General features: G+C 56.4%; 6 protein-coding genes. 3 read left to right on the top strand and 3 right to left on the bottom strand.

Features of this window, described 5'->3' with window-relative positions; translation table 11 throughout:
• Positions 1–197: 197 nt before the first annotated feature.
• From F8N49_RS18855 to F8N49_RS18845, 3 genes are all read left to right on the top strand, one after another.
• A complete protein-coding gene (locus F8N49_RS18855) occupies positions 198–2,132 on the top strand; it encodes a hypothetical protein (protein ID WP_151552084.1) in 1,935 nt (644 codons plus the stop codon).
• Positions 2,133–2,233: 101 nt separating this feature from the next.
• Positions 2,234–4,165, top strand: coding sequence for a hypothetical protein (locus F8N49_RS18850; RefSeq protein WP_071171389.1), 1,932 nt, complete (start codon positions 2,234–2,236; stop codon positions 4,163–4,165).
• A 118-nt stretch (positions 4,166–4,283) separates the two neighbouring features.
• The gene (locus tag F8N49_RS18845) at positions 4,284–6,629 is read left to right on the top strand and encodes an autotransporter outer membrane beta-barrel domain-containing protein (protein ID WP_241149668.1); all 2,346 of its coding nucleotides are present in this window, start codon (positions 4,284–4,286) and stop codon (positions 6,627–6,629) included.
• A 186-nt stretch (positions 6,630–6,815) separates the two neighbouring features.
• Here F8N49_RS18845 and F8N49_RS18840 read toward each other — a convergent pair whose 3' ends face one another.
• The 3 genes from F8N49_RS18840 to F8N49_RS18830 form a co-directional block, all read right to left on the bottom strand.
• Positions 6,816–11,378 carry a hypothetical protein gene (locus tag F8N49_RS18840; protein ID WP_151552082.1) on the bottom strand — a complete coding sequence of 1,521 codons (4,563 nt, stop codon included), beginning with the start codon at positions 11,376–11,378 and terminating at the stop codon, positions 6,816–6,818.
• Positions 11,379–11,720: 342 nt separating this feature from the next.
• Positions 11,721–12,116: a YbaN family protein gene (locus F8N49_RS18835; RefSeq protein WP_071171392.1), complete on the bottom strand. Its 396-nt coding sequence runs from the start codon at positions 12,114–12,116 to the stop codon at positions 11,721–11,723.
• A 10-nt stretch (positions 12,117–12,126) separates the two neighbouring features.
• On the bottom strand, positions 12,127–12,714 hold the full coding sequence (locus tag F8N49_RS18830; protein ID WP_071171393.1) for a YecA family protein: 588 nt from the start codon (positions 12,712–12,714) through the stop codon (positions 12,127–12,129).
• Positions 12,715–12,873: the final 159 nt, after the last annotated feature.

Raw genomic sequence — 12,873 nt, 5'->3', positions numbered from 1 at the left:
GCCGACCTGCACCAACTGCAGATTATCTAACACCCGATCCACCGCCCGATACCCTTCCCATGCAAATCGCCTTCCGACAAACGGTAGCAATACCTGTAATTTCTGACAGTAGGCAGGTTCATCCCTCCGGCATCTAATGAAGCCATCCCGACAGCGCTTGAACTGCGCTGTACCGCCGCTTATCGAGGAAGGCTGGAATGGCCAAGCGAAAGAACCCAGTCGGTCAGCCTGATCAGAACACCCCGGTTTCCTGGGGCAGGTCGGTCGAAGTGACGGTACCGGCCGTGCTTGATCCTGCCGATCCCAAAGGTCTTTTGCCGCTCAAAGCGCTGGGCGACGACCTGATCGTGACGTTCATGGATTTTGATCAAGGTCCGGCGCCTGACGAGTCGGATCTGGTCGAACTGGGCTTCATGTCCAAAAACGGAGCGTTCAGAAAGGTTGACGAACGCTGGTATCCGACCAATGTTCCCATTACGTTCCCGCAAGCCCTGAAGGTGCCTCGCGATTTACTGTCAGAAGGTGTCTACGAAGTCGCAATCCAGATCTCGATCTACGGAAGCAACCCGAATGAAGGCCCTCGCAAAACCCTGACCATCGACACCACGAAACCCAACTTCGGAAACAAACCGGCCGCGGCCGAGTTTCCCCCCGAGTTGAATGGCACGATCACTGAAACCTTCCTGACTCATGAGGGGGAGGTCAGTGTGCTGGTGCCTTGGTACGACGATGCCGAGGCGCTGGATCGGGCGCCGTATTACTGGACCAGCGAAGCCATTCCGCCAGACTCTGAAACAGCCATCCGCGAGCAGGAGTTCAGCGTTGAAGATATCGGCGACAAACGCTTACGCATAACCGTGTACGCCGATGAAATTCGATCGTGGGGCTCTGGCACGCGTTATTTTTATTACCACCTGAGGGACAGGGCCGGAAACGAAGGCCCGAATTCCTTTCTTTCGGCTATTGAGGTGGATCTGTCGCCTGCACCGGGGGCACTGCTGCCACCCCGAGTGCCGCTGTCACCCAGGGGGCTGGTCGATCGCCAGCAAGCCCGTGACGATGTCGTAGTGGAAGTCGACGAATACGACTTTGCCGATCCCGGCCACTGGCTGGCCGTTTTCTGGGACGACACCCCGCTCGCTGAAGTTCCTGTCGACCCCTCTGCCTTTCCGTTGTCCGTTCCCGCGCCATGGCCGATCCTGCAGGCCAAGGGCGATGGACCTTTGCGGGCCAAGGTCTATTACAGGATTCGCCAGGGAACAACCTATGGGCCACCCTCGCCGACCATTTCGGTGGCAGTGAACCTGACGCTGGCAGGTCAGGATCATGCCAAGGCGCCGGCATTGATCAACGAAGGTCTTGCACTGGTTGAGGTGTACGGCGAAGAGAGTCAAACCCTCAATACTTTACTGACGGACGATTTTGGTTTGCCGGCCAGCGTGTTGCTGCCTCTGTACGATGCACCCGAACAGGGACAATTACTGGAGCTGCACTGGGGAAGCTACCCCGGCGTCGTCGCGTTTTATGAAGTGAAACCTGGCGATGTTGCCGGTAAACCCGTCAGGTTTTCCGTGCCCTGGAATGTTATCGATACCGACAAGGAGAACCCGGCATTGCCGGTTTGGTACACCACCAGCAACGGTGTGAACCAGCAACAGTCGTTATCGACCCGGGTGGCGGTATCGATAGTGGTGATCGAGGGGTTGAAGGAGGTTGTGTTTCCGCATGCGAACAGGGATGGCGTATTGCACTGTTGCAGTCGGCCCAGGCTCTGGGAGGGCGTCACGGTAAGAGTCAAAGCCGACCCGCTTATCGAGCAGGGCGACACGCTGACGGTGTGCTGGCAGGGCAGCACCGGACTCAATGGCAGCGAGCCCATCAAAGGTACTTACGGGGAAATTGAAAAAGAGCTCACAACACTGCCGCCGGGTGAAGACATCGATATTGTCGTCGAGGATTACGACCGGTTGGTTGCGCCCATGGTCAACAACGGTTCTGCGCTGGTTTATTACCGGTTGAAAAAAAGCATGGGCGGTCGGGGGATATCCAAAAAGGAGTTTGTGATCATCAGTCGCACCATGCCCAGTGGCGCAGTATGTTCACCTACCAATGATTTGTGCGAAGAGAACTGAAGTATTAGCAAATTATGCAGTGTGGTTAATCGCCGGCATTTCTCTGGAAGTTTGTATTGGGGTTGGAGGGTCGGTGCGTTCATAAAACAGGAGAGCTTACAATGAGTAACTTGAAAGTACTGTCCAAGGCAGAGGCTGCCCGTAGAAAAGTTTTTGATTTGCGTCAAGCCCTGAGTACCCGTTCGGGTACTCCTCCTGAAGTTGAAGACTTGCTCCCGGCCCTGCCGGGTGACAATGTCAAGAAACTTCAGGCGGCGCGTCAGGGCACAGACTGCAAGGTGATAATTACCTCCATGGTAGTGCCGCCGGGCTCAGCCCAAGGTGAAACATTTGTCGCATTGCAGAAAGATTCAGTAGTTGTTTCGAGGTGGGAAGAGGTTCCCATCCCCCCGCCTGCAAGTTTCGAAATGATTTTGCCCGCAAAGGAAACCGCAACGCCGGGTCCTTTTCGCTTGACTTATATAGTTGATTACGGTGGCAACCAAAATACTTCTGATACCTTTGAGTTCTTCATCGACACTGTCGCGCCTAATCATGGTGCACCTGGAGGTAAAGCGGAACCGCCCGCAGAAATCATTGATGGTGTGTTGACCCGAGAAATTCTTGATGCGCTGGATAATATAACGATGACCATTCCGATGCCTGACGATGTCAAGCAGGGGGATATCTATACAGCGCACTATGGGAAAAGTGATCCAGCGCCATCCGTGGACAGATTTATTGTCGCTGAAGATTCGTCTGCGCCAATTGAACTTGTTATCAACAAAACCACTATCGAAACGTCAGGAGAAGGAGCATTTATCTTTTACTGCAAATTTGCAGATCGCGTCGGTAACGTCGGGCCTTCTTCCGAACCTTTTCAGTTTGATGTTCGGCTGACACCGGCACCCAGTGGGTTGCAACCACCTGAAGTGCCGGAAAACGACGACGGTGTTGTAGATTTAAAAGATGCCTACCCTGATGTCGCCGTGGTCATTCCTGAATTTTCTAATGGTCAGCCGACCGATGTGGCCCGAGTCACCTTCAACGGAAAGGTGCAACCCGACAAGCCGACAGATGGCACCACTCCGGTCATTGTCGACGTACCGTTCCGGGACGTCGCAGACGGCGGTGATGGTCCGAAAGACGTGACGGTGAATTACGCGATCATTCGAAACGGCAACCCGTTTCCGGAAGCGACAGGGGCGACCATCAATGTCGATCTGTCGATCCCTGGTCCAGCCAATCCTGAGCCTGATCCGGACAAAGGTAATCCGAACCTGGTTGCTTTGGTAGTCAAGGGTTCCACAGGCGATAACACTTTGGTGGAGGCAGATGTTGGCAACTTGATCGACATTGAGTTGACTATTCCTGATCCCACCACGTTGGATGCCGGTGATGTTTTCGATTTGGAATACGACGGTAAAATAGTTCCGCCTCCAGAAGGTCGTTATACGGTCGTCGGCGGTGAGGCGGATGATTTCAAGATTCCATTCAAACTACCGTCTGATGTTTTTGTGGCCGCAAAAAACGGGAAAAAGATAGCACGCTACATCATCACCAATCCGGCAAATGGCAGCAATGCGAATCCATCAGTGCCGACTACGGTAGATGCTTATGTTATTCCAGTGACATTGCCGGACCCCGTTATTCAGAATCTTTATACAAATCCGGGTAATATTGTGTATCTGAACTGTTCTTCTCTTCGCGATATTCCTGTGGTAGGTAAGGCCGCAGTCGTCCGTGTTGCAGGAGGCGGTTCACTGGTCGCTGACTTGAAACTGGACTTCGTCTGGAAAGGAACACCACTTCCAGGAGGGGACGATATTCCCGATTACCCGTTCAGCAAAACGTTGCAGGGCAATGAACATACGGCGGGATTCGAAGTTTACCTGCCCTTCAATGCTGCCCTCAGACCTATCAGGGATGGGCGCGGAGTCATTTCATATACAGCGGAGATTGATGGCCGTACTCATACCTCCGAGGATCACGACGTCAGAGTGGTCGTGGTTGATAATGCAGGGACATTCTGTCCCGGCACTCAGGATGCCTAATTAACGGTCAATGCAGGCGGGGACATATCCCCGCCTTCTTTTATTTGACATACACGGTAAAAATATCCATCGAAGAAAGGGATTTTTCCTACAGAGCGAAGTAATTAATGTCTGTACGGTGCGTGCGGACGAAACTTCTTTTGTTGAAATACATCCGCTAAATGTCGAAGGAGTACATATGGGCATCTGTACGGTTCTTTATCCATTGAAGGTATCAAAAACAAAGCTGGCTTGGTTCGCCCTGGCCCCAGTCCTTTCCTCAAGCCCGCTGGCCTTTGCCCTCACATCCATCGAAGCGGGTCAAACACTGACCATTGATAGCACAACCGCACAAGACAACTATCGCGCCCGCGATGGTGGTGTATTGAACGCCAATGCTGCGAATACTTATGAAGTGTTGATCACCACCGGTTCGCAATTGAATGTGGTAGGAGGGACTTATGCCGGGCGTTCGGGCAACGCTGGGATTACCCTCGTCAATGCCCGTGCCGATGTGAGCGACGCCATTGTGACCGGTACCCGAATGGGGATGTCGATCGCCCGGGCGACGGGTACGACCACAGGTTCGACTGCCGTGATCAGTGGCAGCCGGATTACCGGACAGACCTCCGGAATCGAAACCGGTGGCGGCGCTGACATCCAGTTGACTGATACGCATCTGACCGGTACCGGCGCGAACAGCTTTGGCTTGAATTCGTTCGGTGCCGAAGTCAGGGCCAAGGGCGGTAGCATCACTGGCGGCATGAACGGTATTCGCTTGCGTCCCGACGGCGAGGGCGTCGGCAGCGGCGCCAATGTGACGCTGGACAATGTAGAGGTGCGAGGGGTAGCGGGTGCAGCCATTCTCGCCAATGGTGGGGGGACCGCACAGATCAATGTGCTGAATTTCACCCGTCTGCTTGCCGGCAACGGCGTACTGCTCGATGTGCAAGCCGCTTCCACCGCAACGATGACGGTGGCTGACAGCACCTTGGAAGGCAACATCAATGTTACCGGTAACAGCCTCGCCAATCTGACTTTCAATCACGGCCACATGGTGGGTGATGTCATTGTCGATGGCACCTCAACGGCGGATGTCACCTTGGAAAATCATTCGCAGTTCACTGGCCGTCTCGATCAGGTCGACAGCGTGAACGTCAGCACCGATTCGAACTGGACACTGACCGGCAACGATTCGATCGGTGCACTGGGCATGAACGGTGGCACTGTCAGCTTTGGCGCTCCGGACACCCCCGCTACGTATTACCAGTTGAATGTCGGCACGCTCTCCGGTAACGGGACATTTGCGATGAAGGGCGATTTCGCCAGCGGCGAGCATGATTTTCTCAATGTCGCCGGAGCGTCCTCGGGCGACTTCGCCCTGGCTGTCGCGGCCTCTGGTCTGGACGCGGCCTCGCCACAGCAGTTGACGCTGGTACGTACCGGCACCACCGACGCTGCGAATTTTGCCTTGGCCGGCGAGCAGAGGGTCGATGTCGGTACCTGGTCTTACGGTCTGGCCAGCCGGGAAATCGAGGGCGGCGCGAAGGAGTGGTTTCTCGACCCGACCACCGAGGTCATCAGCCCCGGCGCGCGCTCGGTTCTGGCCTTGTTCAATACTGCACCGACTGTCTGGTATGGCGAATTGGCGTCTCTGCGCGATCGCATGGGGGATCTGCGTTTGAACGGCGGCAAAGGCGGGGCGTGGAGTCGTGCTTACGGCAGCAAATACAACGTCGCCGATGGGTCAGGTGTCGGTTATCAGCAGACGCAACAGGGATTTTCCCTCGGCGCCGATACACGGGTGGGGGAGAGCGACGTGCTGATCGGGATCCTCGCCGGCACGAGCGAGTCCGACCTGAATCTCGATCGCGGCACCTCCGGCACGGTGAAAAGCTACTACGTGGCGCCCTATGTAACCTGGCTCGGTGACGACGGTTACTATGCCCACGGCACCTTCAAATGGAACCGCTTTCGCAACGAGTCCAAAGTCAACTTGAGCGACGGTACTCGCGCCAAAGGCGATTACGACAACTGGGGGCTGGGTGGGTCTGCAGAGTTCGGCCGGCAAATCAAACTGGCGGACGGCTATTTCATCGAGCCGTTTACGCAATGGTCGGCGGTGCAGATTCAGGGCAAGCGCTACACATTGGACAACGACATGCAAGCTGACGGCGATCGCATGCGCTCGCTGCTCGGCAAGGCCGGCGCAACGGTCGGTCGCAACATCGGCTTCGGCCACGGCGCAATCGCCCAACCTTATCTGCGCGCAGCCATCGTCCACGAATTCGCATCGAACAACGAGGTGAAGGTGAACGACAACGTTTTCGACAACGACTTGTCAGGCTCCCGGGCGGAATTCGGCGCGGGGGTGGCAGTGGCGATGTCGGAGAAGTGGCAGGTGCATGCGGGAGTTGCTTACTCGAAGGGGGAGCATATTGAACAGCCGTATGGGGTGAATATGGGGTTGACGGTTCGCTGGTAACTACTGCGTTGTAGATCAAGGTGTATCGTATTCAACATAACCTTCACGGCCGCTGTTCTGTCGAGGAACAGCGGCCTTGTCATTGCGGTTGATCAGTCTTGGCTAGTGTCGAAGCCACGGGCTATCCCGCAGCTCCGGCGCGGTTGTGACTGCACCGACCCGCCAATCAACCACTAACACATCAAGTTACAGGAATATTCCGGCTACGTTGTTCGTATGAAAATTGACTCCTCCGTCCTCACCACCGTGATTGAGATTTTTCCTCCACCAACGGTCGGAAGAGTGACCCTGATTGGACCAGAATGCACTGTTAACATCGGCAGAAGGCGAGGGCGACCAGCCAACGAAATAGCTGACTGAGGGTTGATGGCCTGCATAGGAGTCCCAGAACTGACGCAGTTCGTCCATTGAGGGCAGGCGCAGGCCGTGCGCTTGCAAGATACCGGGAGCGTGATACATATTGTAGTTACCGCCAGGGCAAGCCCATACTCTGATACCCGAGACAGTCACCGTATGAGTGGCTGTTCGGCCTTTGCTGTCTCTAGCCGTCATGACTGCCTGCCCGTTCCCGACTGCCCCAACCCTACCGTTCTGATCAATCACGGCAACGTTGGTGTTGCTGGATGAATAGGTATAACCCGGCTCACCTCCTGTCGCTGTGCGTGTATAGGACGCAAAAGCTGGCGGATTCGTTGGCGGCCGCCCCCGGGCAACGTGGTAAGTCGGCAGGGAGAGAGAAACACTCTGCCCAAAGCTTAAAGGCGGAATAGGGGATTTCACTTCGAACGTCCACGCATTCGACACCGGATTACTGCCATAGAGCGCTTTGGCGGTAATGCTATGAGTCCCGACACCAACCGACATGCTGACTTCACCCCATCCACCGCTGCTATTGACCGGTGCGTTCTGTTTGGCAGAACCGTTATCGCGAACTTCGACGCTGGCATTTGATGACGCGCTGCCACTGACAAACACGGTGGTTGCCGTGGTCGTGCTGCCGGGATAAATATTGTTACCCTGAGAATCTCTGACCCTCGTAACACTCGGCGTGACCTGTAGTAGCACAGTAAAGTCCCGCGCCGCCGACACTGGATTATTCTCATACAGACCTTTGACCGTGATGCTGTGCTCGTCAATCGCAAGACCACTAGCGGTACCTTTCCATTGCTTTTTGGCGTCGACCGTCACTGGTGAGCCAATGCTTGTCCCCTTGTCGTAAAGCTGGACTTGTTCGCGCGGGGTGCCGGTACCCACCAGATTCACCGTGGTGTCATAGGTGGTTTTGTCTTGAGCCACTTCCCCAAGGGAGTCCTTGACGGAAGTAATGGTCGGCGACACATGTGTCTCCACATTAAACACCCTTGGCGGATCGGACACTGGATTGCTGGCGTATTCCGCACGCGCAGTCAGGCTGTAGGCCTTCAGGCCAAGGCCGCTGAATGTGTACTGCCAATCGCCGCTCGCGGGAACATCTACCGGGTCGATAACGGTAGTGCTATCGAGCAGTGTGATCGTTTCGTTCGGGCTGGCCTTGCCAGTGAGCTCGACGCTGCGGTAATAGGTCGTCCCGCCCAGGGCGATCTCGCCGCGGATGTCACTGACACTGGAAATGGTCGGCGTTACAGCCTGTGCAACCTTGAAGGTTCTGGCGGGGCTCGATGGCGGGTCGACCTCATATTTGGCAGTGGCGATGAGGCTGTAACTCCCATCCTTGAGGTTGTTGATGCGGTATTCCCAATGGCCATCGTCATCGACATCCAGGGTGATAATCGGTTGATTGCTTTCCCTCAACTCGATTTGCAGGTTTGGGGTGGCACTGCCAGTGACCAGGACGCTGTTGTCATAGGTGATAGCCCCATGTTCAACCGGTCCGCGAGAGTCGGTTACCGCGAGGATTTCCGGCGTTTGCGTGAACTTGACGGTGAATGTTCTCGGTCCACTGGACACGGGGTCAGCGTCATACAAGGCTTTGGCGATAATGCTGTAGAGCTTTTCGGTGGGTGTGCTGATGGTGGCCCTCCACTTGCTGTCCTCCTTGACCGGAGCGGTTCCCTTCGATATGGAACCTGCGTCGAACAGTTCAATCGTCTCGCTCCTCGTTGCAGTACCCGAGATGATGACTTCATCGGCGCGGGTCTTGCCGCCTTCTTCGATCTCGCCTCGTACATCTTCCACCAGCGTAATGACAGGGGTTACATAGTCGTAGCGGGTTCTGACGGTCAATTGCCGACGAGGGAACTCGATAGCGCTGTCCTCGTTCCTGCTGCCGTCGAACGTGACCTTGCAGCCGACACTGGCGGGGGAGGAGTGCCGCAGCTTCATCAGTTCGCTTCTGAGCAACACTTCATCAAGGCCGGCATTGATCTGGGTCGGGGTTATTTCCACTCCGTCCAGAATGCGAATGCGATGGCTTTGTCCGGCAGTGGTCATACCGTCGACGAAGAACCAGATGCATTGCCTGGCAGCAATGAACGGCCACGTTTCGAGCAGCGCCTTGGCATCACCGGCAAATTCCATCAGGTCCAGGATGTCATCCTCTGCCTGCGGAATCTGTGGTCGTGGCAATTCGTTTTCAGGGTCCTGAAAGCCCGATACGTTCAGGTCAAATATCATTGATGGTGTGTTGATCGCATAGCGGGTGACCACGTAGTCGACGGACACCCTTTTTGCGATGTTGGCACCGACGACTGCGGGAGGCAGATGATATTGGACGGTACCGCTTGCGTGTCCCGGCAACTCCAGGTCATCGGAAGTACCTGCGCCGGGTGTGCCGAGCCACCTCAGACGGATTACGTCCCGATCCGGATGCATGCTCAGATAGCTGGCAGTTACATCGACACCGTTGAGCCCATCCATAGGGTTCAGTACTCCGTCGACTGCCTGAACCACATCGGGAGGTGGCAACTCACCTACCAGCTCTCCGATCAACAAGGCCAGTGTGGCCGAGTATTCATATCGCTGCGAAGCCGCACGCCACAGTACATAGCGCACATCAACATATTGCCCGATGTTCGCCGTGACATATTTCTTGTCGACCCTGAACCGCACAGGTTTGCCTGCGCTGACGGTGGTAATCGGCAGCCAGTCGCTGGTACTGGACAACGGGTCGAGACTGCGCCAGTAATAAGTCAGCACGTCCTTGTCCAGCGTATTCGCCTCGGCGATCACCACATGCACACTGTCGAATACTTTCGACGGATCAAGCACATCCCCCGGCGGTTCGGCCTCCTCGACCTCGGGTCTGGGCAAAGTCGCCCGGACCTTTTCGACTTTGGCCAGCAAGCGCTCGGATTCTCTGACGTCGAGAAGACCCGGTGCGTCGTTCGCCACTACATAGGAAAGATCGAGCGTGCCGTTGTCGAGCACAGCTATGTGCTTTGCTTCGATGTAGAACGTGACCAGACCTTCCTTGGCCTCGTTGTCGGTGACGATATGCGGAGTCTCATGCAGATACTCATCGCCATTGGCGCGGATACCCAGCCATCTGAGGCAGATCAGGTCACCGTTCTTCATGGCATAGCGGACTTCAACCGTGGCGAAGAGCAGATCCGGTTCGAGGATATCGCCTATCAGCTCAAGAATGTTCGGCTCGGGCAGCATGTTGACGTCGCCCACTACCGTTGCGAACGCGCGCTTGGAGGACAGCGGGTCGCCACCGTCCTTTTTGTAAAGGATGTAGGAGACGTCGGCGCGGCCCAGAACGATAGCTCTGATCAAGTCATAGGGCACCTTGATTTCCATGACGGAGGGGACGTTGTTGACACCACGGGTTTCGCTGAAGATCGTGGGTTCAGCGTTACCCGGCGGCCTGCCGATGAAGGTCATTACCACTTCGTCGCCGAGACTGAAGTACTGGCTGCTGACATGGATCTGCACGGTGACCGGCTTCTTGTTCAAATCCCTTATAGTGATGACGCCATTGATGGCTTCCTTTATGAACGGAGGTTCCAGGTACCAGCCGCCGGCGTCGATATCGACATAAGTGCGTTTGGAATGGCGATCGGCCCAGTTCCACACTTCGTCATTGATGTCGTATCTGATTTCCCGCTGAAAACCGTCTCCGGCACGGAGAATGTCTGCCTGTTCAATCAGGATTTCGATCGGTTGTCTGTTTTCGGCCTGCTCCTGCGTGACGATGTGAGCAGGAAGCTGATGATCGCCAATAACCGGGCGAACCTTGTCGTTGCGAGTGCAATACACGTAGTGAGGGATGGTGGCCAACACGCCTTTTTTTGCCCATTCGGCATCGATCACGCCCTGTTCAACCAACTCAGGCGGCAATTGCACGATATTCAGTTCGGAATGGCCGTCGGGCAAATGCGGTTCTTTATCACGGTCTCCTGGCTTGTAAAGCTTGATCAGTATGCGCAAGGAGGCCGACGGCGGGTCGGCTTCGGTTTCACCCACTCGGGTCAGCACGTAATGGCAATCTTCGGCCCACCCGGACTCTGCAGGCGTCGGCAAGTAGAAAAACACCCTTTGATTGACTTCGTCGGCCGTCACGAATCGTTCGAGTACTTTCTCGTTGTTCCACCAGATATCCAGCCTGTCACCTTCGCTCATCAGGGGCAGATAAGGATTGACCATGCACAACAAACCCTTGGGGTCTTCGGTTGCGACCTTGATGCCAATGCCGCCATCGCCGTCTTGCACCGGTTCGTGCATCCCCGGGATCAGTAGCGGGCGCAGTGCCAGTGTGGCGCTGTCTTGCTTGATGGGAGGGAAGCGGAAGTTCTTGTGAGTTGGCATCAGGCGAGTCCTCTGGACGAGCGTGGCGTTGTGTCGCGGCGTTCAATGCGGACGCAACTGCGACGACCCAGGGGGCTTGCAGACGCGGGAGATTTGGCAGGCATGGGCGTGCACTCCGGTCGGGTGATGGAGTGATTGAACCTGTGTTGATGGATTTGCACACCTGTCAAACCTGACAGGTGCCGACGGCTTCCAGATGAACGGTAGGCTTCAGGAATCGGGGCTGAATGTGTGTTTGATTGGCAAGCCGGGTTAGAGCACTCGGGCGCTACCTGGAACGGAGGCGGTCCCTGATGAACAGGCCGGCGGGAGGCTGTTTTTCAAGCGCAATCCAAGGACAGCTCAGGGCTTTTGAAGTGTCTTCTGCCGCACTATGTAAATCGTCACCAGCACCGCACTCGTCAGCATGAACCCCCGCGCCCAAACCAGCGGCACCAGATAACACGAGAACAGGATGCTCACCCACATCAGCCCGATCGCGTAGACCTTGCCTTTGAGCGGGATGCCGTTGCCCTCGAGGTAGTCGCGGATCCATGGCCCGAGGCGTGGGTGTTCGACCAGCCAGCGGTAGAAGCGCGGAGAGCTGCGCGCGAAGCAGGCCGCGGCGAGCAGGAGGAAGGGGGTGGTGGGCAGGACCGGCAGGAAGATGCCGATCACCCCCAATGCGACGCTCAGCCAGCCGATGGCCAGCAGGACGTAGCGCAACATCAGGGGGCGGTTGCCTATGGGATTGTCCATAGGCCGGTTCTTAGTGATGACGAGGCTTGAGGATCGCCGGTTTTTCGTCGGGGGCCTGGCACAGCAGGTACAGCGCGGTCAGGGCTTCCGGGATCTGAACGATCATGTCGTCCATCAGGTTGGCGTCCTTGGCGATGTCTTCGAATTCAGGCTGCTCGTCGAACAGGCCGGAACCGACCATGATCGGCAGGAGCATTTCGCTGACTTCTTCTTCGGCGGTTTCGAACCAGGCCGCTTCGCACAGGAACACGCCTTCCATGAAACCGATGCACCAGCCGCGCAGTTCGGAGTCGTCCGGCTCTTCGCCCAGATCCAGTTCGCACGGCAATTCGAATTCTTCATCCGAGGCCAGTTGGCGAGCGATGTGCGCCTTGAGGCCGATCAGCGTGGCTTCGATTTCGGCACGCTGGGCTTCGTCGGTGTAATGCGGCTCTTCGGCGAACAGCGCGTCGATCCACTCGCGCTCCGGAACGTCTTCGGAGCAGATCGACAGCGCGGTCAGGTAACCGTGGGCGGCGACGTAATCCAGCGCCTCGTCGTGCAGCTCGTCGGCGTCGAGGAAGACTTGCAGGCGGGTCAGTTGCTCAGCGAAGGACATTACGGGGCTACCTTGGGGAATAAACAATGCGGGAATTCTAGGCCTTCTTGCGCGCTCTAGCCAGCCGCTTGGCAGATTTGCCCGCACGGACGCACGCAAATGCCGGGTCGGACGCAAAACCTGTGGGAGCGGGCTTGCCCGCGATGGCGGTGTGTCAGT

This window comes from Pseudomonas sp. GXM4, from assembly GCF_008923895.1.
Lineage (GTDB): Bacteria > Pseudomonadota > Gammaproteobacteria > Pseudomonadales > Pseudomonadaceae > Aquipseudomonas > Aquipseudomonas atacamensis.
The sequence above is the reverse complement of the archived record's forward strand: the minus strand, read 5'-3'. Positions and strand labels throughout refer to the sequence as shown.